This is a genomic window from Pseudoduganella violaceinigra DSM 15887, assembly GCF_000425385.1.
GTDB classification, from domain to species: Bacteria; Pseudomonadota; Gammaproteobacteria; order Burkholderiales; family Burkholderiaceae_D; genus Rugamonas; species Rugamonas violaceinigra.
The window spans coordinates 421,412-443,408 of sequence record NZ_AUDI01000001.1 but is presented as its reverse complement, the minus strand read 5'-3'; the positions used below and the strand labels follow the sequence as shown (position 1 = coordinate 443,408).

The window sequence follows — 21,997 nt, the reverse complement described above, 5'->3', positions numbered from 1 at the left end:
GCCTTGCGGGGCAGACACCGGTGTGCCGGTTCAACAGGAAATCATCATGGCAAAACACAGCAAATCCATCCCCCAGCGCGGCCTGCGCGTGGCGGATCAAATCCAGAAAGACCTGTCGGAGCTGATCGCCTTCGAAGTGAAGGACCCGCGCGTGGGCATGATCACCCTGTCGGAAGTGCAGCTCACCCCCGACTACGCGCACGCCAAGGTATTCTTCACCACCCTGAAGGACGACCCGGAATCGATCAAGAACATCCTGGCCGGCCTCGCCGCCGCCGCCGGCTACCTGCGCAACCAGCTGGGCAAGCGCCTGCACATCCACACGCTGCCGCAGCTGCACTTCCTGCACGACATGTCCGCCTCGCGCGGCATGGCGATGTCCGCATTGATCGACAAGGCCAACGCCACGCGCGCCGCCGACTTCGACGAGAATAAAGACGAAGAATGACCGAAGTCCGCACCAAGCGCGTGCGCGACGCCGTGGACGGCGTGCTGCTGCTCGATAAGCCGGTTGGCCTGTCCAGCAACGACGCCCTGATCAAGGCCAAGCGCTTCATGAACGCGAAAAAAGCAGGCCACACCGGCACGCTCGACCCCTTCGCCACCGGCCTGCTGCCGCTATGCTTCGGCGAAGCGACCAAGTTCTCGCAAGACCTGCTGGAAGCCGACAAGACCTACCTGGCCACCGTGCACATGGGCGTGCGCACCGACACCGGCGACACCGAAGGCGCCGTGCTGGAAACGCGCGACGTCAATTGCACGCAAGCCGAAATCGAAGCCGTGATGGCCCGTTTCCGCGGCCCGATCAAGCAGGTGCCGCCGATGTACTCCGCGCTGAAGCGCGACGGCAAGCCGCTGTACGAATACGCGCGCGAAGGCATCACGCTGGAACGCGAAGCGCGCGACGTGGTGATCCACAAGCTGGAGTTGGTGTCATGGGAAGCGCCGTACCTGAAAGTTGAAGTCACCTGCAGCAAAGGCACGTATATCCGCGTGCTGGGTGAGGACATCGGCGCCGCCCTCGGTTGCGGCGCGCACCTGAATGCGCTGCGCCGTACCCAGGTTGGCGCGCTCACCACCGACAAGATGATCACGCTGGAAGAGCTGGCCGCGCACGCAGCGCCGCGCGCATTGCTGGCGCCGGTGGATGCACTGTTGTCGAGTTTCCCGCGCATCGTCTTGAACGAGGAGCTGGCGAAACGCTTCCTGCACGGCCAACGCCTGCCGCTCGGCAAGGAGCCAAGCATCGCCGTGCCGACGCCGTATGAAGGCCGCGTGCGAATCTACAACGACAGCGGCCGCCTGCTCGGCACCGGCATCTTCGGCGAATACGCCATCCTCGCCCCCGAACGCCTGATCGCCACTGCATAAATAAAAGCCGGGGTCAGGTCTGTCATTTGGACATCCAATCACAAACTTTGATCTATCTCAATACGCTAATTCGAGTGAATTTGCGTATTGAGATAGATCAAAGAAGTGGGCTGCGTGTCCGAATGACAGACCTGACCCCGGCTTTTCTTATGCTATGGCCAGGCGCAGCGGGCGGGCCATGAAGGCGCCGGACAGTGCGCCGAACACGGTGCATGCCGGCAGGGCGAAGCCTAGCTTGGCGCTCAGGGCTGGCTGCGTCGCCAAGGTCACCGCCATCGCGAACTTGCCAACGAAGATTGCCATCATCAGGGCCATCGGCAGCCAGCTGCCGCGAAGCTGAACCTTGCCCGTGGCGCGCTCCAGCACGACCCCTTTTCCTGCACTGTGCCACATCATCGCTACGCCTGCGGCCAGGCCCGCCAGCCATGCCGCGCCGGCCGGCGTCGCCAGCCCGAAGCCATTGGATAATCCCTGCAGTCCCAGTACCAGCATGACAATCGGCAGGATGAAGACGGCGCGCAAAGTCACGCTGCGGTCGCGCGATGCGGCTACGCCGCGATAGATCAGGAAGCCCAGGATGCACCACACGTAGCTTGGGGTGTGGCTGACGATTTGCTGCAGCATTTTGCATTCCTCGCAAAGGTGGTTTCGATGAGCACACTTTGCGCCGGCATCCTCCGCGCTGCCACTGGTTTGCGACGAATCCGGTCCTGAATGGCGCGAAACGGCCTCCGTTCCGCGCCAACTCAGTTAGCGCGGGAGCGCTTGCTGGCAGTCGCGCCAGCTGACGGCCGTACCCAGTTCATCGAAGATGACGGGCAGCGCCGACTTGGCTTTGTTATGCACGTCGTGGAACAGCAGCACACCGTGCCGCTTGATCAGCATCAGGGCGATCATGCGGTTGCTGACGTCGTCGGCCGTGACCTGGCTGCTCCAGTCCTGCGAGTCCAGGTTCCACAGCGCGACCTGCAATCCCTGCTGCTGGAAGAACGGTGCGCTGTCCGCCGGCCGCTGGCCGTACGGCGGGCGGAAGTAGGGCAGCACGTCGCCTTTGCCGAAGGTGGTGTTCAGCAGCGCGTGGGTACGGGTGATGGAGTCCTGCCATTGGTCCCACTTGGCGTGCGACTGGTGCTGCCAGCCGTGCGAGGCCATGCACTGGTTTTTGTAGGAAGCGGCCACCTTGGCGGCTCCGGCCTTGTTGACGCGGTTTTGCAGGTTTTCGCCGAGGACGAAGAAGACGCCGGTCTTCTTGGCCGCTGCCAGCATGGCTAGGGTGTCGTCGGTGTTGGGGCCGGGGGACGGGCCATCGTCGAACGTGAGCAGGAACTGGCGGTCTTCCAGCGTGTCGCCGTTCCATTCGTGGGGGCCGAAGCGGTCGATTTCGCTGCTGACCTTGGGGAACAGGGCGGCCAGGCGCAGTTGTTCGGCGAGGTAGGCGTGGGCGAAGGCGGACAGGTTGGCGTGCCAGGCTTGCTGGCCGGCCGGGATCGACTTTTGCCAGCTATCGGCCTGGCGCAGCAGGGCTTCCACGTTGCCGAGCGGGGCGACGCAGGTCCAGTCGCCGCCGCCGGCGCAGTCGCGCGCCGCGCGCTGGTAGTTCGCCAGCGACAGGGCCAGTTCCGATTTCAGCCATTTGTCGACCGAGGCGCGGTTCAGGCTCTTGATCTTGAAGGCGGCCAGCATGTCGGCGTCGGCCATTTTCTGCATGTCCTGCAGCGCCGTTGCGTAGGTCAGGATGGATGCGCGCGAGGCTTTGTCAAAGCCGTTGCGGCTGTTCAGGGTTTCCGTCCACAGGCGGCGGTCGGCTTTGGCCACTGCCGCCGGTCCGGCGGCAGTGGCGGGCAGCGCGACCGCGGCCAGCGCGGCGACCATGCACAGCAAGGGCAGCGCTGGCGCGCGCATTATTTGGCCCCGTTCTGCTGCATGCGCGCGATGGCTTTTTCGTAGGTCGGATTGTTCTTCTCGGCCAGGGCGGCGCGGTATTCGCGCAGCGCGTCGTCCCATTGGGATGCGGCTTCGTAGATCTTGCCGTTGTTGTAGTGCGAGCTGGCGCGCACGGTGGCTGCGGTCGGGCCGTTCGCCAGGGCGATGGCTTTGCGGTTGGCCCACATGGCTTCGGCGGTGCGGTTGGCTTTCTGGAAGGCCAGGCCCAGATTGCTATATGCCTGGCCGTAGTTGCCGTTCAATTCAATGGCTTGCTGGTACAGGCTGATCGCTTCGTCCAGGTTGCCGGCATGGTAGGCCGATTCGCCCTGGCTGTTCAGGCGCTTGGCGCTGTCCTGGTTGCCGCTGCTGTAGCTGACGGCCTGCACATCGGCTGCGCGGCCGACACCGGCGAATTCGGACGTTTGCAGGCGCTCGAAGCTGGTCACGCCCTTGATGGTGTTGAAGTCCTGGAATTCACCTTCTTCGGTCACCGCGAACACGGTCCACAGGTTGCCCACGCCGCTGGTCGGCACGTAGTACGTGCGCACCAGCGTCTGGCCGACGTAGACGAAGACCTTGGCGCCGCTGTTGGCCAGGTTGCGGGTGTTCGGGTTGCCGGCGTCGGAGAAGTCGTGCACGGCGTAGACGTAGCGCTGGCCGACATGCTTGCGTTCGAGCGTGATGGTTTCCGGGCCGTAGCCGTCGACATCGTCGACGTCCAGGTTGGCGTCGGCGCCGCGCTTGTTGACAAAGTAGACGTGGTTGTTCGGGTAGACGATGTGCGAGTCGAGGTCGCGCGGGCTGGCGCCCCAGTTCAGGACAATGCGCATGCCGTCCAGGTTATTCATCACCGGGCTGATGGCGTAGGTGGCGCCGTCGCATGGGCATTTCACGACCAGGTTGGAGTAGCCGGGCTTCTTGACGATCATCAGGGTCGAGGCGTCGTCCCCGAAGGCGGGCGCCAGTTTGACCTGGCCTTGCGCGTCAGTGGTGGCGCTGACCGATTGTTCGCCGTTCTTTTGCAGCGTGACGGTGGCGCCGTCGATCTTCTTGTCCTTGATGGTGGCGCTCAAAATCTGCACACTGACAGGGGCGGCAACGGCCGCACCGGCCATCAGCAGGGACAGGGCGGCGGATGCCAGGGCGGTCTTCGTCAAACGCAATTTCATAGGTGCTCTCCAAGCTTTTCATTGAGATTCAATAAGCATCATTGCTTATTCCTTAAATAATACCTTACGGAAATCAAGCCTGGAGAACTACTGCGTTGCGAAGCAGCATGCTATACTAGTGGGTTCAGTGCTCCCGCACGTGCAGAATTCCTGTTCACACACACATCATGTCTACTACTAAACGCGCAATTCGCAACATCGCCATCATCGCTCACGTTGACCATGGCAAAACCACCCTCGTGGACCAGCTGCTGAAGCAGTCCGGTACCTTCCGCGAGAACCAGCAGGTTGATACCCGCGTCATGGACTCCAACGACCTGGAGAAAGAACGCGGCATTACCATCCTGTCGAAGAACTGCGCCGTTGAGTACGAAGGCACCCACATCAACATCGTCGACACCCCAGGCCACGCCGACTTCGGCGGCGAAGTGGAGCGCGTGCTGTCGATGGTCGACTCCGTGCTGTTGCTGATCGATGCGCAGGAAGGCCCGATGCCGCAGACCCGCTTCGTGACCCGCAAGGCACTGGCCCTGGGCCTGAAGCCGATCGTGGTGGTGAACAAGATCGACCGTCCGGGCGCGCGCGCTGACTGGGCGATCAACCAGACTTTCGAACTGTTCGACAAGCTGGGCGCAACCGATGAACAGCTGGACTTCCCGATCGTGTACGCCTCGGGCCTGAACGGCTACGCCGGCCTGGACGAAACCGTGCGCGGCGGCGACATGAAGCCGCTGTTCGAAGCCATCCTGAAATACGTGCCGGTGCGCGACGACAATCCAGACGGCCCGCTGCAGATGCAAATCACCTCGCTGGACTATTCGTCCTACGTGGGCAAGATCGGCATTGGCCGCGTGTCCCGCGGCCGCGTGAAGACCGGCCAGGACGTGGTGGTCCTGAACGGTCCTGATTCGACCCCGATCAAGGGCCGTATCAACCAGGTGCTGAACTTCAAGGGCCTGGAGCGCGTGCTGGTGGACGAAGCCGTTGCCGGCGACATCATCCTGATCAACGGTATCGACGAAATCGGCATCGGTTCCACCGTGTGCGCACCGGACACCCCGGACGCGCTGCCAATGCTGACCGTCGACGAACCGACCCTGACCATGAACTTCATGGTCAACAACTCGCCACTGGCTGGCCGCGAAGGCAAATTCGTGACCTCGCGCCAGCTGCGTGATCGCCTGGACAAGGAACTGAAGGCCAACGTTGCGCTGCGCGTTGCCCCAACCGACGACGACACCACTTTCGAAGTGTCCGGCCGCGGTGAGCTGCACCTGACCATCCTGATCGAAAACATGCGCCGCGAAGGTTTCGAGCTGGCTGTATCGCGTCCGCGCGTCGTGTTCAAGATGGTCGACGGCGTGCGCCACGAGCCATACGAACAACTGAGCGTTGACGTGGAAGAAGCCAACCAGGGCGGCGTGATGGAAGAACTGGGCCGCCGCCGCGGCGATCTGCAGAACATGGAATCGGACGGCAAGGGCCGTGTGCGCCTGGAGTACCGTATTCCTGCGCGCGGCCTGATCGGCTTCCAGGGCGAATTCATGACCCTGACCCGCGGTACCGGTCTGATGTCGCACGTGTTCGACGCCTACGCTCCGGTCGACACCTCCAAAGGTGAACTGGGCGGCCGCCGCAACGGCGTGCTGATTTCGCAGGACGACGGCGCTGCCGTGGCCTACGCGATCTGGAAACTGCAGGATCGCGGCCGTATGTTCGTGGTCCACAACGACCCAGTGTACGAAGGCATGATCATCGGTATCCACTCGCGCGATAACGACCTGGTGGTCAACCCGATCAAGGGCAAGCAGCTGACCAACGTGCGTTCGTCGGGTACCGACGAAGCGGTGCGCCTGGTGCCGCCGATCCAGATGTCGCTGGAATACGCTGTCGAATTCATCGACGACGACGAACTGGTCGAGATCACGCCGAAGTCGATCCGCCTGCGCAAGCGCTTCCTGAAAGAGCACGAGCGTAAGCGTGCCAACAAGGAAAACGCGTAATGCAAAAAGAACCCGCCGCAAGGCGGGTTTTTTATTGGTGACATGGTAATCTGTCATGCCGAGCCGGCATCAATGAGGAGACGCAGCATGGCCGAACCCGCCAACCTGGCCGCCCAGGCCGTGGAATACTGGACCGACGCCTGGCAGCGGTCCATTCTGTTCATGGACGTGCTGTATCGTCGCGGCACCGAACGCAATGCGCGTGAGCGGGAAACCGCGCCGCATGTGCTCAACTTCGAATTCGAAACGCTCATCGACGGGCGCACCCTTGCGCGCCCGGTCAATTACTCGCTGATGCGCATCATCCCGCCGGACGGCATGGAAATCGACGAGGACAAGCGTCCCTTCATCGTGGTCGACCCGCGCGCCGGGCATGGGCCGGGCATCGGCGGCATGAAGCAGGACAGCGAAATCGGCGTGGTGCTGAAGGCCGGCCACCCCTGCTACTTCATCGGCTTCCTGCCGGCCCCGGTGCCGGGCCAGACCATCGAAGACGTCTGCCACGCGGAAGCCCAGTTCATCGAACAGGTGGCTTACCTGCACCCGCAGGCGGAGGGCAAGCCGGCCCTGATCGGCAACTGCCAGGCCGGCTGGCAGATCATGATGACCGCCGCGCTGCATCCGGAGCTGGCGGGGCCGCTGGTGCTGGCCGGCGCGCCGCTGTCGTATTGGGCCGGCGTGCGCGGCAAGAATCCGCTGCGCTATCTTGGCGGCCTGACCGGCGGCACCTGGATGACGTCCCTGGCCGGCGACCTTGGCAACGGCAAGTTCGACGGCGCCCACCTGGTCAGCAATTTCGAGAACATGAATCCTTCCAACACGTACTGGAAGAAGGCTTACCACGTGTACGCCAACGTCGACACGGAGGAAAAACGCTTCCTGGAGTTCGAGCGCTGGTGGGGCAATCCGGTGCTGCTGAATGCCGAGGAAATCCAGTTCATCACCGATAACCTGTTCGTCGGCAACCGCCTGAGCAACGGCACCATCCACGATACGGATGGCCGCCGCATCGACCTGCGCAATATCCGCTCGCCCATCGTGGTGTTCTGTTCCTGGGGCGACGACATCACGCCGCCGCAGCAGGCGCTGGGCTGGCTGCTCGACCTGTACGAAGACGATGCGGCGCTGGTGGCCGGTGGGCAGACGGTGGTGTACACCCTGCACGAATCGATCGGGCACCTGGGGATTTTCGTCTCCGCGTCGGTGGCGAACAAGGAGCACGATGAATTCACCCGCTCGATGGACCTGATCGATGTGCTGCCGCCCGGCCTGTACGAAGCGGTGTTCATCGACAAGAGCGGGGAGGGCGTGCACAGTCCCGAACTGGCCGATGGCAATTACGTGGTGCGCTTCGAGCGGCGCGACCTGAATGCCCTGCGCGCCCTGGGCAGCAACGACGACGAGGATGAGCGCCGCTTTGCCACGGTGGCGCGCCTGTCGGAGATCAACCAGGGCCTGTACCGCACTTTCGTCAGCCCCTTTGTGCGGGCCACCACCAGCGAGCAGACGGCGGAATGGACGCGGCGTATGCACCCCTACCGTTTGCGGTATGAGCTGTTCTCCGACATGAACCCTTTCCTGAGCGGGATCAGCGCGCTGGCGGAGCAGGTGCGCGAGCAGCGCAAGCCGGCGTCGCCGGATAACCCCTTCCTGAAAATGCAGGAAGCGGCATCCGAGCAGATTGTGGCGGTGCTGGAGCGCTACCAGGTGCTGCGCGATCAGGCGGTGGAGCAGTTCTTCCTCTCCACTTACGGCCAGCCGCTGCTGCAAACGCTGGTGGGCCTGCGGGCGGATTCGGCGAATATCCGGCGCCGCATCGGGCGCGATATCGCGCGCGAATCGGTGGTGGCGGCGCGGCGCACCGAAGCGGCCAAGCGCCTGGCCAGCGGCGGCGAGCGCGAAGCGGTGCTGCGCTCGATCCTGTATATCGCGCGCAGCCCGGAAATGCGGGTGGCCGACGAACGCGCCTTCACCACGCTGCGCGAACTGCGCATGCGGCTGCCGGCCAAGGAGCGCATGTCGCTGGCGCGCTTCAAGGAGGTGGTGCAGGAGCAGAACATGATCCTGCAGCTGGACGAAGAGCGCGCCATGTCGGCCCTGCCCAAGCTGCTGGCCGACGCCGACCGCAAGCGCGCGCTGGAAGGCGTGCGCCAGATCATGACCGCCTCCGGCGAATTGACGGGCGAAGCGGCGCGGCGCATGTCCCGCGTCGAGGAACTCTTCGCATAAAAGTCGGGCTTAGCTCTGGCTTCTCGATGAGCTTTTCGCTTCGCGACGCGTAGCGAAATGTCCGTTTGCCAGAGCTGACTCCGACTTTCGCTATAATATGCGCCCCTTGCTTCATTGCCGATGTTTGCCATCATGACCACCTCGCTCGCCCCCAAGCCTTCCCGCCGACTATCCGTGGCGCCGATGATGGACTGGACCGACCGCCATTGCCGTCACTTCCATCGCCTGATTTCCCAATACACCTGGCTGTACACGGAGATGGTGACCACCGGTGCCCTGGTGTACGGCGATGTGGAGCGCCACCTGCGCTTCAATGAGGAGGAGCATCCGGTTGCGCTGCAGCTGGGGGGCTCCGATCCGAAGGATCTGGCCACGTCGGCCAAGCTGGGCGAGAAGTGGGGCTACGATGAAATCAACCTGAATTGCGGCTGCCCGTCGCCGCGCGTGCAGAAGGGCGCGTTCGGCGCCTGCCTGATGAACGAGCCGGAGCTGGTGCGCGATTGCGTCAAGGCGATGAAGGATGCGGTCCAGATCGAGGTCACCGTCAAGCACCGCATCGGCATCGACCAGGAGGAGAGCTACGATTTCGTGCGCGATTTCGTCGGCACCGTGGCGGAAGCCGGCTGCACCACCTTTGTGGTGCATGCCCGTAACGCCATCCTGAAGGGCTTGTCGCCCAAGGAAAACCGCGAGATCCCGCCGCTGAAATACGAGTACGCCTACCAGCTGAAGCAGGATTTCCCGCAGTTCGAGATCCTGATCAACGGCGGCATCAAGACGCTGGAGGAAATCGACCTGCACCTGCAGCATGTGGACGGCGTCATGCTGGGCCGCGAGGCTTACCACAATCCTTACCTGATGGCCGCTTTCGACCAGCGCTACTACGGCGCTGCCGGGGAGCCGCGCAGCCGCCAGCAAGTGCTGGAGGCGATGATGCCGTATATCGAGGAGCAGCTGGCGAAGGACGGCGGCAAGGGCTTGAAAATCAACACGATCACCCGCCATATGCTGGGCCTGGCGCAAGGCCTGAAAGGCGCGCGCCAGTTCCGCCAGACGCTGTCCGACGCCAAGAAACTGGCGGCCGGCGATCCCCGCGTTTTGCTGGAAGCCTTCAGCCGCACCATCTGATTTCGAATAAGCGCAGGCAATCCTGCGCTTTCGCCTCCGCCAGCCGCTGCTGCTGAGCTGTTTCTCAGAAGAAAATTCATTTGCCAACACTCTAAGCGAAATTTGCTTGCCGTGTGGAAACCTCGGGTCTATAATTTCTGTGATTCACAGATGCTATCCGCGGTTCCTACCGTGCCTGGGATGAAATACGACAGGTTTCATCCCGCGGCCTTAGCTGTCTTTGCATTCGCAGTCATAGTTTGCTACTGTCGTTACTTGCGTAGCAGCAAGGATCGGTGGATGGGGTAAATGTTTTGCGCCAGCATCCTTTAGGCAATCGAAAATCTATCCAATAAAGAGCCGAAATGAATTTGAGTAAAATGAAGGTTGGAGCCCGTCTGGGCCTCGGTTTCGCACTGGTACTGGCGTTCCTCGTCATTATCACGGTCGTCGGCATCTGGCGTATGGCGCAAATTCAGGACCGCCTGGATCACGTGGTGAGCGTGAATGCGGTTGCAACGCGCTTGGTGATCGACATGCGCAACAACGTCGAAAACGTGAGCGGCCTGAAGATCCTGACCCTGATGTCCGAACCTTCGGACATGGAGCCGGAACTGGCGCGCATCAACAAGGGCCTGAAGGAGTACGAGGCCGCCGACGCCAAACTGGCCGCCCTGTACGCGCAGGACGCCACCCCGGAAGAAAAGACCCTGCTGTCGCAGGTGAAGGCGCAGGAAACCGTGGTGCTGCCGGCCGTGAAGAAGGCTTCCGAGCTGTGGCTGGCCAACGACGCCCTGGCCGCGACCAAGATCTACCTGAAAGAGATCAAGCCTGCGCAGAAGAAGTGGGTTGAGGCGCTGGGCCAGCTGGCCGCGCTGGAAGACAAGATCAACGATTCGATGAAGGTCGAAGCGGCCGAGGGCTTCTCCTCCGCGCGCCTGTTCATGATCGTCGCCGGCCTGGCCGCCGTGATCGTGTCGATCTTCGCCGCCTGGATGATTACCCGCGGCCTGCTGAAGCAGTTGGGCGGCGAGCCTGACTACACCGCAGCCATCGCCGGCGCCATCGCCAACGGCGACCTGTCGGTCGATATCAACACCTCGTCCACCGACAAGGATTCCCTGCTGGTCGAGATCAAGGAAATGCGCGACAGCCTGGTGGACATCGTGGGCCAGGTGCGCCAGGGTACCGAGACCATCGGCACCGCTTCCCGCGAAATCGCGGCCGGCAATATCGACCTCTCGTCGCGTACCGAAATGCAGGCGTCCAACCTGGAGAAGACCGCTTCCGCCATGGAAGAACTGACCTCCACCGTGAAACAGAACGCCGACAATGCCCGCGAAGCCAACCAGCTGGCGGCGTCCGCCTCCGATGTGGCGCTGAAGGGCGGCCAGGTGGTGTCGCAGGTGGTCGAGACCATGAGCTCGATCAATGCGTCCGCCAACAAGATTGTCGACATCATCGGCGTGATCGACGGCATCGCGTTCCAGACCAATATCCTGGCGCTGAATGCCGCCGTGGAAGCGGCGCGTGCCGGTGAGCAGGGCCGCGGTTTTGCCGTCGTTGCATCCGAAGTACGCAACCTGGCCCAGCGTTCTGCCGGCGCCGCGAAAGAGATCAAGGCCCTGATCGGCGACTCCGTCGAGAAGGTGGAGCGCGGCTCGAAACTGGTCGGCCAGGCCGGCGTGACCATGGATGAAGTGGTGGCTTCGGTCCGCCGCGTGACCGACATCATGAGCGAAATCGCCAGCGCCTCGCAGGAGCAGAGCGCCGGCATCGAGCAGGTGAACCAGTCCATCATCGAGATGGATGCCATGACCCAGCAGAATGCGGCGCTGGTGGAAGAAGCGGCCGCCGCCGCCCAGTCGCTGCAAGACCAGGCTGGCGAACTGTCGCGCGTGGTGTCGATCTTCAAGCTCGACGCCGAAGCGGAATATGCGCTGAGCGCCGCCCGGCCTGTCGTAACGCAGACCGCGGTCGCCGTGGTGCCGAAAGCGCCGGCCAAGCGTCCTGCCGCCGCCAAGCCGGCCGCCGCGCCAGCGCCCAAGAAGGTTGTCGCCGCCACCGCGGGCAGCGACGAATGGGAAGAATTTTAATAATCGGGGACATACCCGCAGTTTTTTCACACAATTTTGATTGGGATAGAAATGAACAAGCGTTTGATTGGTTTTATCGCAGCATCCATCGTGTCCGTTTCCGCGTTCGCGGGCGAAACCCCAGCTGTATTCGATGCCAAGACCTGCAAGGCTGAATACCCGAAGGCTTCCCTGATGAACGAAGAGCAGGGCACCGTTTCCATGGCTTTCCTGGTTTCGGCCAGCGGTGAAGTCATGGATTCCAAGGTGGACAAGTCCAGCGGTTTCAAGAACCTGGACAAGGCTGCAGTGAAAGCCATCACCGCTTGCAAATTCAAGCCGGGCACCAAGGATGGCGCCGTGGCCCAGACTTGGACCAAGGTCGACTACGTCTGGTCCCTGTAATCCATTTCATTCTCAGTAGGGGAAGAACATGAAGACGAAGTTGAGTGTTTTGGCTGTGGCGCTGGTACTGGGCGCATCGGCTTACGCCGGCGAGGTTCCTGCAACGTTCGACGCGAAAAATTGCAAGGCCGAGTATCCAAAGGCTTCCCTGATGAACGAAGAGCAGGGCACGGTCAGCATGTCCTTCCTGATCGCCGCGAACGGCGACGTGAAGGATTCCAAGCTGGACAAATCGTCCGGTTTCAAGAATCTGGACAAGGCGGCACTGAAGGCCTTGAGCGCCTGCAAGTTCAAGCCCGGGACCAAGGACGGCGCCCCGGCCGAAACCTGGACCAAGGTGGACTACGCCTGGAAGCTGGACTGAAATTCGCCTCCCGCTCAAGAAAACGGCCCCCTCGCGGGCCGTTTTTTGTTAATCTGCGGGTATCGCAACTGGGGTAGCCCGCATGAAAGTTCTGTTTCTTGTTCCACTGGCAGGCGTCTTGTTGTCCGGTTGCTCCATGTGGCGCAACCCGAACGACCCGGCCCGCAACAAGCTGTCCGTCGTGGTGGTCAACGCCATGACCTGGCCGAATGCGGCCAGCGGCAAGCTGGACGGCACGCGCACGGCCTGGCAGTTGCAGGAACTGGCCAATAACGAGGAAATCTTCCCGCTGGCCCAGCTCAAGCAATGCCCGGATGCCTTGCCTTGCGCCTGGGGCGTGCTGAGCGCTTCGCGCAATATCACGCGCTATAACTACGAGCCGGGCGGCGTTACGCTGGACCTGGGCGTGAGCGTGGACGTGCACCGCCGCCAGCAGGACCGCCGCCGCAATTTCCACACCTCGATCGCGATCCCGTCCGATGTGCCGGCGCTGAGCTACCAGCGCACGCTGCAGGAGTCGGTTTCCCTGCCGTACGGGAAGGTGTACCGTGTCGATATGGAATATGGGATCACTTACCGGGTTTGCGCCCAGCGTGTCGACGGTAAAGGCAAGCCGCTGGATAAATGCGACATCCCGTATATCTGAGTTGCCGGCAGTAAGTAATTGTAAAAGCTGCGGCAGGCGCCTGGTTTTTCCCTATAGTTGAAGCCTGGGAAGGAGAATGCCATGAAAACCTTGATGATGTTACCGGTCCTGGCGCTGGGCCTGGTTGGCTGCGCCGAGCAGCCGGTGCGCTACGCGTCCAGCAATCCTTATGAATGGCGCACCGTGTCGGTGACGCCGGTGCAGAACGGTACGGCGGCGCGTAGCGGCGCCCCAGTGACGTATTCGAGCGAGCCGGTATATGTCCAGCGCGAGCCTGTCTACGTGGCGCCGCAGCCCGTGTATATGGCGCCAGCGCCCTATTATTACGCGCCGGCGCCGGCTTACGCTTATCCGCCGGTCTCGATCGGTTTTGATTTCCTGTTCACCAGCCGCCACTACCATGGGCGCGGCGGCCGCCGCTGGTAATCAGTGGAAGAAGAGGGGGATTTGCGCCAGCACGTCCGCCGAGCACAGCAGCCAAGTTGCGGAGGCCACCAGGCTGAGCAGCAAAGCGCTGCTGGCATAAGGGTGGTGGGTCATGGAATACTCCTGCCTAAGAATTGATTCCATCTTATCTAAGAGCAAACAAAAAAGGCATCGGAGTGTTGCCGATGCCTTTGTAGGACTATAGCTCGTCCGTTATTTTCTTCCCCACAGCACCACGGCTGCTTCCGGCGCGGTATCCATGGCATTCGACTGGGCCAGCCACTCGTTCACGCGGGCCGGTTCCTTCAGGGTGATTCCGGCGCCGTCGATATAGCCTACCAGTTCCAGGAACTTGGCATCGATCTTGGCTTTCGACACGGTGGGCGCCACCATGACCATGCGGTCGTAAGCCTTGCGCGCCTTGTTTTCCCATTTATGCAGGCTGGACTCGTCGAAGCGATTGGCTTCGAAGTAGATGGTGAGCGATCCGTCGGGGTTGCCGAAGCCGACAATGCCGGCGCCATGGCGGATGGTGCTGGAGTTGGCGACGTCGAACAGCTCGGTGGGGACGAACAGGCCGGCACGTCCGCCGACGCCGGGCAGGCCGACGGGGGTGTCTTTGCTGTAGGTGGATAGATCTTTCAACTCAGACATTAATTATTCCATTCGCGCAACGTTTCTCTGAGTCGTTATTTTATCTCCAAAGTAAATGCCGCGACACCTTTAATTGGATTTTCGCCAGCGCAGACGGGATCGCTGTGTTGGACGCAACAGGATGCATTCCGGCGGCTCGCGTAGCAGCCCGCAGGCGGCCTCGCCGAGTGCTGCGAGGTCCGGTGGTGCGCAGCCGGGGGCTGCGATGCCGAGCCAGACCAGGTGCGGTCCGTCGCCGCGCACCGGCAGCTGGGGGAAGTTGTTGGGCTGGTCCAGTGTGGCGAGCGTGCCGGCGTCGCGCCAGCCCGCGTCGCGCCAGGCGGCGAACGCCGGTGCTGCCAGTTCGGCAAAGCGTGCCAGTTGTCCGGGTTGTACGTCGCATAGCACGGCCACCACATCGCCTTGAGCGCCTTCCGGCTCCAGCACCGGGTCCGGCACCGGCAAGATGGGCACGCCGCTGCCGGGACGTAAAGGGCGCAGCAGCAGTACGTTATCGCTGTCCGTCATTAAGCCGTTCAGCGTGGCTTTATGCTCCTTCCATACGGGGCCGTAATAGAAGGCTGCGTTGGCGACGGCGCGCTGCTCCCAACTACTGAAGCCACGCAGCCAGAGAAAGCTGTTCGGATTGCCGCGCTCCGTGAACTGGCCCAGGGCGAGGGCGCCCAGCTGCTGGAAGGCTTCCGGGAACAGGGTTTCGAAATAGCGCGCGAACGCTGCCTGGCCGCCCTCGACGGTGGTGTAACGGCGGAATTCAATCACGGGAAATTTGTCCATGCCGCCAGACTAGGCGGCAATGCGGACGAAACCCGCCCTATATCCGCACTATATCCGGCCTATATCCGGCCTGGATCCACAGGCAGGACATGCCGGTGTGTCGGACCGTGCGAGCCCAGGACGACCGGCAGACCGGCGACGGCCTGCAGTTCGCTTAGGAATGCTTCCGCACTGGCGAGCGGCCCTGAGGCGAAGACCGGCTGCGCGTTGGACAACTGCTGGCACAGCGCCGTCTGGTGTGCCAGGTCGGGCTGCTGCGACCGTGCGAGTTCGCGCACCTCGCGCCCGTCCACGTTATAGCTGTGGGCCCAGCGCAGCCCGGGGTTGCGGCCGAATGCGTCCAGGTGGCTGACCAGCAGGCCGTCGATACGGCCCGCAGCGGCGAGCGCGTAGCGCAGCAGCACGGCGTCCGGGTGGCCACGGCGGAACCGGCCCTGCCAGCCGCTCTCGTGGTTGTGCGGTTCGGCCAGGCAGTCCAGCGCCTTGTCTTCCGTTGGCAGGGGCCCCTGGCCATGGCGGGTCAGGTAGCTGCGCATGGCGCCGAAATGGGTGACATGTTCCCGCAAGCCGTAGCCGGCAATCACGGCGTCCGCCGCGGCGGGGCCGGTGCTGCTCCAGGTGGTGTGCGGGTGGAAGCCATGCCATTCGTCGAGCAGCATGCCTTGTGCGCCTTCCATCACAATGCCGCCGGGACGCGCGAGCCGCGCCGCGATCTGTTCGGGGGCGGCGGGCGGCGCGATTGCTGCCACGCGCTGCGCGTGCCCAAGCCAGAGCATGCCGAAGCCGGGATCGTCGAGGATGGCGGCATCCTCAGGATTCAACGCGGTGGCGCCGGCGGGGAGCGAAGCGCGCAGGCTGTGGCGCACGGCGTCCAGCTTGTCGCGCGTGCGCGATGAATCGAGCAGTTCGCCGTAGCGGATTGCCTGGGCCGGATGGGCCAGCGCATGGCCGACCGTTTCGCCAAAGCCCACGCCGCAGCTGCCATGCGCAGCGGCGCCGCGCGCGCGTTCGCGCAGGCGCCCGGCAGCTTCGTGGTAAGGCGTGGTGACCAGGCAACGGGCGTCGATGAAGAGGCGCTGCAGCGCGTCGGCAACGCCGGCCCGCTGCAGGTAGCTGTCTTCCACCAGCAAGGCGGTGGGGTGGACGATCACTGGGGCCGACAGCACCGTGGCGACGCTGGGAATGAAAGTGCCGGCGCCGAACTGGGAAAAAGTATGCTGGCGGCCGTCAGGCAGGACCACGTTATGGCCGGCCTGCGCCCCGCCATTGAAGCGGACCACCGTGTGCGCCGACCGGGCGCGGCACAGGTAGTCCGTGAACAAGCCTTTGCCGCAGTCGCCGAACGCGAGCCCGATGACCGAGACTATCCTGTTCTCAACCAAACAGACGCCTCCACCATGGGCGTTCAGCCAGCGCCGCGGTATGCGACGACGCCGGAATATCGTGGGCGGTGCCGTTTTCCAGCAGCGCGGCGTAAGGGCGCAGGGCACGGACGATGGCCGACACGCGGTCGCCCGCAACGCCTTCGCCGGACAGCACGGACGGCAGGGCGTCCAGTTTCGGCAGCGCGCCTTCGGTCAGGGCGACGATGGAAGCGGCGACGGCGCAGGCGTCCTGCGGTGCTTCCATGCAGATCACATGGTCGCCGAGCAGCTCGCGCCAGCGCGCTTCGCAGCGCTGGCGGCGATGCAGGTCCGGCACCAGGAAGAACAGGTGGAAGGTCTCCGACGCGGCCGCGATCACTTCTTCGATCGGCAAGTCCTGGTCCAGGCGGTCGCCGACCAGGGCTTCGATCTGGTGGCGCGACACGGCAGGGTAGGGCAGTTCGTCGCCGGTCAGGAACAGATAGCCTTTCTTGCGCCGCTTTACCCAGCAATCGAGGTCGGTGTGCTGGGCCGCCATGTAGAAGGCCAGCTCATAGCTTTCTTCGCCCGAACCGCCGCCGCCGCCTTCGATATAGCTCCAGGTCAGCCACTGGTCCATCAGTTCCGCCGTCGATTCGAACTGGCCGACCTGCAGCGGCGCGTGGTCGGAAACCGCATCGCCGATGGCCATGAACTGGATTTGCGGGTCGGGGACGCCGCAGGCCATCAGCAGGCGCATGAAGGTCGGCAGCTCCTTGGTGGCCAGCTGCTGCGGGATATCGCCCATCGAGCCGGTCACGTCGAGCGCGAAGACGATGCCCAGGGAATTCGGGTGGTCGGCATTGTCGCGCGATTCGCGCATCTTGATGCCTTTCGGGTTCATCAGCGGATGGCAGGCGCGCTGCTGGAATACCTCGGTGCGCGAGGCGGACGCGCGGTCGGCCACGAGGGCGGCGTGGGCCGTGAAGGAATAATTACCGTGTCCCAATTTGGCTCCTTTGGATAGGTCAGGGGGTTGGTTGGAAGTGAAGGAAACGCGGCGGACCGAAAGCCTCGGCAGCCGCGCTGGTCACGTGATGGTGCAGGCCCGCCGCGCCCTGCGCATGCAGCCAGCGGGCGTCCGAGCTGGCGCGGTGCAGCAGTTGCGCCAGCGGCGCCGGGACCGAAGCGGGGATCGGCGGTGCATCGTCGCCGGCGCGCTGGCCGGCCAGCAGGGCGCGCATGCTCCATACCGATTGCAGCAGGTCGCGCGCCTGGTCGCCGTGCCGCTTGGCGCCCGACCAGCCGATCAGGAAGATGCCGTGGTCGGCCGGATGCACCAGCATATGCTCCAGGCTTACCGCGCCGTGGCTCCAGCCGATGCTGTGCACATGCGCCAGTACTTCCAGCACGCGGCGCCACATCCAGACCATATGGCGCGGATCGAGGCCGTTGGCGTAGCGGCGGTGGACTTCGGCCAGGCTGCCCCAGTAGCCCGGAGGGTGGCGCAGCACGTGCACCGTGGCGCCATTGCCGTCCGGTCCGAGGGCGATGGATTCGGGCAGGCGTTGCGAGAAGTAGGCGGAGCCGGGAGCGTTGTCGGCCTGCAGCTGGCGCAGCACATCGCGCTCGCGTGCCAGTTTATCGGCGCCGGCGTATTTCAGCACCACGTGTTCGCCAAGGCGCCCGCAGCGCCGCGCCAGCATGACGCGCGTGCCTGCGCCTTCGTAAAGCTGGCGGATGATGCGGTAGCGCCGCTCGCCGCAGCGGGCGTCCTGGCCGGGCGGGTCGTTCTGGAAGCGTGCCAGGGCTTCATGGAAGCGGGCCAGATCGACGACGGAATCGGCGCGGGTGACGGTGGCGGCGCAATAGGGGCAGGCGACGGTGCGCCAGATGGCCTGGCGCGGCAATACCCCGCCACATTGCGGGCAATTCAGAGACTGGAAATCCACGTCAATCCTGGAAGGTTGTCTGAAATCAATTATATTGCAGCGATGCTTAAATACCAATGTCGCACATAAGAAAAAGCCCGGCACTTGGCCGGGCTTCGGTCGCTGCAGGGCTTAGAGGCCGTTTCAAAATGGCCATGGCGTTGTTGCAGCTCCTTGCCGTGCAGGCGCACTGCCGTCGTCGCCGCGCCTAGCCACGCCCATTTTGACATAGCCTCTTAGCTCCGCTGCAAGGTGCTGATCAAGCTGGCAACCTTGGTGGTAATGACGTCCACCGCGGGGCCGTTGGCGCCATGCGGCAAAATCACGTCGGCATAGCGCTTGGTCGGCTCGATGAACTGCTTGTGCATCGGGCGTACCGTTTCCAGATACTGGCCGACCACGCTGTCCAGGGTCCGGCCGCGCTCGGAAATATCGCGCTGCAGGCGGCGGATAAAGCGCACGTCCGGAGCGGTGTCGACGAAGATCTTCAGCGACATCATTTTGCGCAAGTCGGCGTCGTAAAGGGCGAACAGGCCCTCGATGACGATCACCGGCGCGGGCTTGACGTGGATGGTCTTGGTGGAGCGGTTATCGACGGTGAAATCGTATTCCGGCATTTCGATGGCTTCGCCGCGGCGCAGCGCCTGCATCTGCTCGTTCAGGAGCGGCCAGTCGAAGGCGTCCGGATGGTCGTAATTGGCCTTGCGGCGCACTTCCGGCGAAAGGTGGGTCTGGTCGCAGTAGTAGTCGTCTTGCATGACGACGGAGACCACTTCGGCGCCGAAGGCGGCCAGCACCTGCTGCGTTACGGTGGATTTGCCGCTGCCGCTGCCGCCGGCCACGCCAATCACAAAAGGCAATGAGGAAGATTTATTCATACATGCGTGAAACTGGGCCGTCCAAACATAACTCAGTCCTGATGCCGGGTAGGGCAACTGTTGCGCTGGTATGAAGTGTACGGGAATTCGTTGCGAGGGTCGATCCAGGGCGGCGCAAAATTGCGCCAAATGAAAAGCCCAGCACAAGGCTGGGCTTAGGATTCTTGGGGTGGCTGATGGGGCTCGAACCCACGACAACAGGAATCACAATCCTGGACTCTACCAACTGAGCTACAGCCACCACTGACTGCTTTTCTATCGCCCCGTAGCGCGACAGAGCCGAGATTATATAGGCTTGTTCCCGAAGTGGCAAATATTATTTTAAGCCCCGCCAAGCTGCACCGATTCCACCGTCGGGCGCAGGCCCAGCAGGCTGGCAAACGCCTGTTGCAGGACCGCTGCGCTGCCGCTGGTATAGCCGCGCAGGTGGGCCGGCGTGCCGCCCGGGCGGCGCAGGCCGGCACCTTCCAGCAGGCGGGCCAGCTGACGCGCCACCGCTTCGCCGGTGTCGATCAGCTTCACGTCCCGGCCGGCGACAATGCCTTCGATGGCCTGCTGCACGAACGGGTAGTGGGTGCAGCCCAATACCAGCGTGTCGGCGCCCTGTGCCAGCACCGGTTCGATGAAGCCGCGCAGCAGCTCCACGGTGGCCGGTGTGGCAAGTTCGCCGCGATCGACTGCGTTGGCCAGTCCCGGGCAGCCCTGCAGCACGAACCGTGTACCGTTCGCCACCGTGAGGTGGTCGCGCAGTTGCAGGAACTTGTCGCTGGTGAGCGCCGCCTCGGTGGCCAGCACGCCGACCTTGCCGCTGCGCGTGGCGGCGGAGGCGGGCTTGAGGCCCGGCTCCACGCCGACGATGGGCAATTCCGGATAGTGCTTGCGCAGCTCCTTGATGGCCGCGCCGGTGGCCGTGTTGCAGGCGACCACCAGTGCCTTGACGCCTTGCCGCACCAGGAAGTGCGCAATCTCCAGCGAGCGCTGGGCCAGCCATTCATCCGTCTTTTCGCCGTAAGGCGAGAAAGCGGCGTCGGCGAAGTACAGCACATGCTCGTCCGGCAGCTGCGCGTGGATATGGCGCAGCACGGAGAGTCCTCCTGCGCCGGAATCAAAGACGCCGATTGGCGCATCGGCGGAGGAGGGAACTGGATGGACCATTTATGCTGGCTGCGCTGCTTTCAGGGACTCGATCTTCACCTGCCATTCTTTCGGGCCGGTGTTGTGCACGGAGGTGCCGGTGGAATCGACGGCCACGGTGACCGGCATGTCGACCACGTCGAACTCATAGATCGCTTCCATACCCAGGTCTTCGAAGCCCACCACCTTGGCGCCCTTGATCGCTTTCGACACCAGGTAGGCCGCGCCGCCGACTGCCATCAGGTAGGCCGACTTGTGCTTCTGGATCGATTCGATCGCGGTCGGGCCGCGTTCGGCCTTGCCGACCATGGAGATCAGGCCGGTTTTTTCCAGCATCATGTCGGTGAACTTGTCCATGCGGGTGGCGGTGGTCGGGCCGGCTGGGCCGACGACTTCCGCGCCCACCGGATCGACCGGGCCGACGTAGTAGATCACGCGGTTGGTGAAGTCCACCGGCAGCTGCTCGCCCTTGGCCAGCATGTCCTGGATGCGCTTGTGCGCCGCGTCGCGGCCGGTCAGCATCTTGCCGTTCAGGAGCAGGGTCTGGCCCGGCTTCCAGGACGCCACTTCTTCCTTGGTCAGGGTGTTCAGGTCGACGCGCTTGGATTTTTCGGTGTCGGCAGCCCAGGTGACATCAGGCCAGTCGGACAGCTTTGGAGGCTCGATGTAGGACGGGCCGGAACCGTCCAGCACGAAGTGGGCGTGGCGGGTGGCCGCGCAGTTCGGGATCATGGCGACCGGCTTGGATGCGGCGTGGGTCGGGTACATATTGATCTTCACGTCCAGCACGGTGGTCAGGCCGCCCAGGCCTTGCGCGCCGATGCCCAGGGCGTTGATCTTGTCGCACAGTTCGATACGCAGTTCTTCCAGCTTGTTCTGCGGGCCGCGCTTTTTCAGCTCGAACATGTCGATGTCTTCCATCAGCGACTCTTTGGCCAGCAGCATGGCTTTCTCGGCGGAGCCGCCGATACCGATGCCCAGCATGCCAGGCGGGCACCAGCCGGCGCCCATCAGCGGCACGGTCTTCAGCACCCAGTCCACCAGCGAGTCGGAAGGATTCAGCATGACGAACTTGGTCTTGTTCTCGGAACCGCCGCCTTTGGCCGCAACGGCCACTTCCACGGTGTTACCTTCCACCAGTTCCATGTGGACCACGGCCGGGGTGTTGTCCTTGGTGTTCTTGCGCTCGAAGTGCGGGTCGGCCACGATCGAGGCGCGCAGCTTGTTGTCGGCGAAGTTGTACGCGCGGCGCACGCCTTCGTTGACGGCGTCGGTCACGGTGCCCTTGAAGCCTTCAAAGCGCACGCCCATGCCGATCTTCAGGAAGACGTTCACCATGCCGGTGTCCTGGCAGATCGGACGCTTGCCTTCCGCGCACATGCGGGAGTTGGTCAGGATCTGGGCGATCGCATCCTTGGCGGCCGGGCTTTGCTCGGCGTCGTACGCGCGCGCCAGGTGCTGGATGTAGTCGGCAGGGTGGTAGTAGCTGATGTACTGCAGCGCGGCGGCGACTGATTCAATCAGGTCGTCTTGCTTGATGATGGTCATGATTGGCTCGTTGG

The 21,997-nt window shown here is 63.3% G+C and carries 21 protein-coding genes and 1 tRNA gene; 10 read left to right on the top strand and 12 right to left on the bottom strand.

Features of this window, described 5'->3' with window-relative positions; all coding sequences use genetic code 11:
• Positions 1-46 precede the first annotated feature (46 nt).
• Complete coding sequence (gene rbfA, locus H597_RS0102180) at positions 47-448, top strand: 30S ribosome-binding factor RbfA (protein WP_028100678.1); 402 nt, start codon at positions 47-49, stop codon at positions 446-448.
• Positions 445-1,371 (top strand): tRNA pseudouridine(55) synthase TruB, encoded by a 927-nt coding sequence (truB, locus tag H597_RS0102175; protein WP_028100677.1) that lies wholly within the window; start codon positions 445-447, stop codon positions 1,369-1,371. The genes rbfA and truB overlap by 4 nt, the downstream gene beginning before the upstream one ends.
• 147 nt (positions 1,372-1,518) lie before the next feature.
• Here truB and H597_RS0102170 read toward each other — a convergent pair whose 3' ends face one another.
• The 3 genes from H597_RS0102170 to H597_RS0102160 form a co-directional block, all read right to left on the bottom strand.
• Entirely contained in the window at positions 1,519-1,995 is a 477-nt protein-coding gene (locus tag H597_RS0102170) for a DUF6622 family protein (RefSeq protein ID WP_028100676.1), read from the bottom strand.
• A 126-nt stretch (positions 1,996-2,121) separates the two neighbouring features.
• Entirely contained in the window at positions 2,122-3,273 is a 1,152-nt protein-coding gene (locus H597_RS0102165; protein ID WP_051293461.1) for a polysaccharide deacetylase family protein, read from the bottom strand.
• Positions 3,273-4,466 (bottom strand): tetratricopeptide repeat protein, encoded by a 1,194-nt coding sequence (locus tag H597_RS0102160; RefSeq protein WP_051293460.1) that lies wholly within the window; start codon positions 4,464-4,466, stop codon positions 3,273-3,275. Before H597_RS0102160 ends, H597_RS0102165 begins: the two co-directional genes overlap by 1 nt.
• A gap of 167 nt (positions 4,467-4,633) precedes the next feature.
• Between H597_RS0102160 and typA the strand changes: the two genes are divergently transcribed.
• The 8 genes from typA (at position 4,634) to H597_RS0102120 (ending at position 13,721) form a co-directional block, all read left to right on the top strand.
• Positions 4,634-6,469, top strand: coding sequence for a translational GTPase TypA (gene typA / locus H597_RS0102155; RefSeq protein ID WP_028100673.1), 1,836 nt, complete (start codon positions 4,634-4,636; stop codon positions 6,467-6,469).
• An 87-nt stretch (positions 6,470-6,556) separates the two neighbouring features.
• Positions 6,557-8,698, top strand: coding sequence for a DUF3141 domain-containing protein (locus tag H597_RS29425; protein WP_229632072.1), 2,142 nt, complete (start codon positions 6,557-6,559; stop codon positions 8,696-8,698).
• A gap of 183 nt (positions 8,699-8,881) precedes the next feature.
• Positions 8,882-9,826 carry a tRNA dihydrouridine(20/20a) synthase DusA gene (dusA, locus tag H597_RS0102145; RefSeq protein WP_371850714.1) on the top strand — a complete coding sequence of 315 codons (945 nt, stop codon included), beginning with the start codon at positions 8,882-8,884 and terminating at the stop codon, positions 9,824-9,826.
• A 344-nt stretch (positions 9,827-10,170) separates the two neighbouring features.
• Complete coding sequence (locus H597_RS0102140) at positions 10,171-11,901, top strand: methyl-accepting chemotaxis protein (RefSeq protein WP_211231997.1); 1,731 nt, start codon at positions 10,171-10,173, stop codon at positions 11,899-11,901.
• A 51-nt stretch (positions 11,902-11,952) separates the two neighbouring features.
• A complete protein-coding gene (locus tag H597_RS0102135) occupies positions 11,953-12,285 on the top strand; it encodes an energy transducer TonB (RefSeq protein ID WP_028100670.1) in 333 nt (110 codons plus the stop codon).
• A 28-nt stretch (positions 12,286-12,313) separates the two neighbouring features.
• Positions 12,314-12,649: an energy transducer TonB gene (locus H597_RS0102130; RefSeq protein WP_035372863.1), complete on the top strand. Its 336-nt coding sequence runs from the start codon at positions 12,314-12,316 to the stop codon at positions 12,647-12,649.
• An 82-nt stretch (positions 12,650-12,731) separates the two neighbouring features.
• Positions 12,732-13,295 carry a hypothetical protein gene (locus tag H597_RS0102125; RefSeq protein ID WP_154667912.1) on the top strand — a complete coding sequence of 188 codons (564 nt, stop codon included), beginning with the start codon at positions 12,732-12,734 and terminating at the stop codon, positions 13,293-13,295.
• Between the two features lie 81 nt (positions 13,296-13,376).
• Positions 13,377-13,721, top strand: a complete 345-nt coding sequence (locus H597_RS0102120; protein ID WP_028100667.1) for a hypothetical protein — start codon at positions 13,377-13,379, stop codon at positions 13,719-13,721.
• Positions 13,722-13,934: 213 nt separating this feature from the next.
• Here H597_RS0102120 and H597_RS0102110 read toward each other — a convergent pair whose 3' ends face one another.
• The 9 genes from H597_RS0102110 to H597_RS0102065 form a co-directional block, all read right to left on the bottom strand.
• Positions 13,935-14,375, bottom strand: a complete 441-nt coding sequence (locus tag H597_RS0102110) for a hypothetical protein (RefSeq protein ID WP_028100666.1) — start codon at positions 14,373-14,375, stop codon at positions 13,935-13,937.
• 69 nt (positions 14,376-14,444) lie between these two features.
• Positions 14,445-15,149 (bottom strand): NIPSNAP family protein, encoded by a 705-nt coding sequence (locus tag H597_RS29420; protein WP_051293458.1) that lies wholly within the window; start codon positions 15,147-15,149, stop codon positions 14,445-14,447.
• Positions 15,150-15,208: 59 nt separating this feature from the next.
• Positions 15,209-16,531 (bottom strand): adenylosuccinate synthetase, encoded by a 1,323-nt coding sequence (locus H597_RS29415; protein WP_035372862.1) that lies wholly within the window; start codon positions 16,529-16,531, stop codon positions 15,209-15,211.
• Positions 16,524-17,501 carry a hypothetical protein gene (locus H597_RS0102090; protein WP_028100665.1) on the bottom strand — a complete coding sequence of 326 codons (978 nt, stop codon included), beginning with the start codon at positions 17,499-17,501 and terminating at the stop codon, positions 16,524-16,526. Before H597_RS0102090 ends, H597_RS29415 begins: the two co-directional genes overlap by 8 nt.
• A 19-nt stretch (positions 17,502-17,520) precedes the next feature.
• The gene (locus H597_RS0102085) at positions 17,521-18,444 is read right to left on the bottom strand and encodes a serine/threonine-protein kinase (protein ID WP_028100664.1); all 924 of its coding nucleotides are present in this window, start codon (positions 18,442-18,444) and stop codon (positions 17,521-17,523) included.
• A 215-nt stretch (positions 18,445-18,659) separates the two neighbouring features.
• On the bottom strand, positions 18,660-19,301 hold the full coding sequence (gene udk, locus H597_RS0102080; protein WP_028100663.1) for a uridine kinase: 642 nt from the start codon (positions 19,299-19,301) through the stop codon (positions 18,660-18,662).
• A gap of 165 nt (positions 19,302-19,466) precedes the next feature.
• Positions 19,467-19,542 (bottom strand) — tRNA-His (locus tag H597_RS0102075).
• An 80-nt stretch (positions 19,543-19,622) separates the two neighbouring features.
• Positions 19,623-20,456: a glutamate racemase gene (gene murI / locus H597_RS0102070; RefSeq protein WP_028100662.1), complete on the bottom strand. Its 834-nt coding sequence runs from the start codon at positions 20,454-20,456 to the stop codon at positions 19,623-19,625.
• On the bottom strand, positions 20,457-21,983 hold the full coding sequence (locus tag H597_RS0102065) for a fumarate hydratase (RefSeq protein WP_028100661.1): 1,527 nt from the start codon (positions 21,981-21,983) through the stop codon (positions 20,457-20,459).
• Positions 21,984-21,997 lie beyond the last annotated feature (14 nt).

Bases quoted from the DNA above. Each gene is read 5' to 3' on its own strand.
- H597_RS0102110 (WP_028100666.1), bottom strand. From the start codon at position 14,375: ATGTCTGAGTTGAAAGATCTATCCACCTACAGCAAAGACACCCCCGTC.
- H597_RS0102125 (WP_154667912.1), top strand. From the start codon at position 12,732: ATGAAAGTTCTGTTTCTTGTTCCACTGGCAGGCGTCTTGTTGTCCGGT.
- H597_RS0102065 (WP_028100661.1), bottom strand. From the start codon at position 21,983: ATGACCATCATCAAGCAAGACGACCTGATTGAATCAGTCGCCGCCGCG.
- H597_RS0102160 (WP_051293460.1), bottom strand. From the start codon at position 4,466: ATGAAATTGCGTTTGACGAAGACCGCCCTGGCATCCGCCGCCCTGTCC.
- dusA (WP_371850714.1), top strand. From the start codon at position 8,882: ATGATGGACTGGACCGACCGCCATTGCCGTCACTTCCATCGCCTGATT.
- typA (WP_028100673.1), top strand. From the start codon at position 4,634: ATGTCTACTACTAAACGCGCAATTCGCAACATCGCCATCATCGCTCAC.
- truB (WP_028100677.1), top strand. From the start codon at position 445: ATGACCGAAGTCCGCACCAAGCGCGTGCGCGACGCCGTGGACGGCGTG.
- H597_RS0102130 (WP_035372863.1), top strand. From the start codon at position 12,314: ATGAAGACGAAGTTGAGTGTTTTGGCTGTGGCGCTGGTACTGGGCGCA.
- H597_RS0102140 (WP_211231997.1), top strand. From the start codon at position 10,171: ATGAATTTGAGTAAAATGAAGGTTGGAGCCCGTCTGGGCCTCGGTTTC.
- murI (WP_028100662.1), bottom strand. From the start codon at position 20,456: ATGGTCCATCCAGTTCCCTCCTCCGCCGATGCGCCAATCGGCGTCTTT.
- H597_RS0102120 (WP_028100667.1), top strand. From the start codon at position 13,377: ATGAAAACCTTGATGATGTTACCGGTCCTGGCGCTGGGCCTGGTTGGC.
- H597_RS29425 (WP_229632072.1), top strand. From the start codon at position 6,557: ATGGCCGAACCCGCCAACCTGGCCGCCCAGGCCGTGGAATACTGGACC.
- udk (WP_028100663.1), bottom strand. From the start codon at position 19,301: ATGAATAAATCTTCCTCATTGCCTTTTGTGATTGGCGTGGCCGGCGGC.
- H597_RS0102135 (WP_028100670.1), top strand. From the start codon at position 11,953: ATGAACAAGCGTTTGATTGGTTTTATCGCAGCATCCATCGTGTCCGTT.
- H597_RS0102170 (WP_028100676.1), bottom strand. From the start codon at position 1,995: ATGCTGCAGCAAATCGTCAGCCACACCCCAAGCTACGTGTGGTGCATC.
- H597_RS29420 (WP_051293458.1), bottom strand. From the start codon at position 15,149: ATGGACAAATTTCCCGTGATTGAATTCCGCCGTTACACCACCGTCGAG.
- H597_RS0102165 (WP_051293461.1), bottom strand. From the start codon at position 3,273: ATGCGCGCGCCAGCGCTGCCCTTGCTGTGCATGGTCGCCGCGCTGGCC.
- rbfA (WP_028100678.1), top strand. From the start codon at position 47: ATGGCAAAACACAGCAAATCCATCCCCCAGCGCGGCCTGCGCGTGGCG.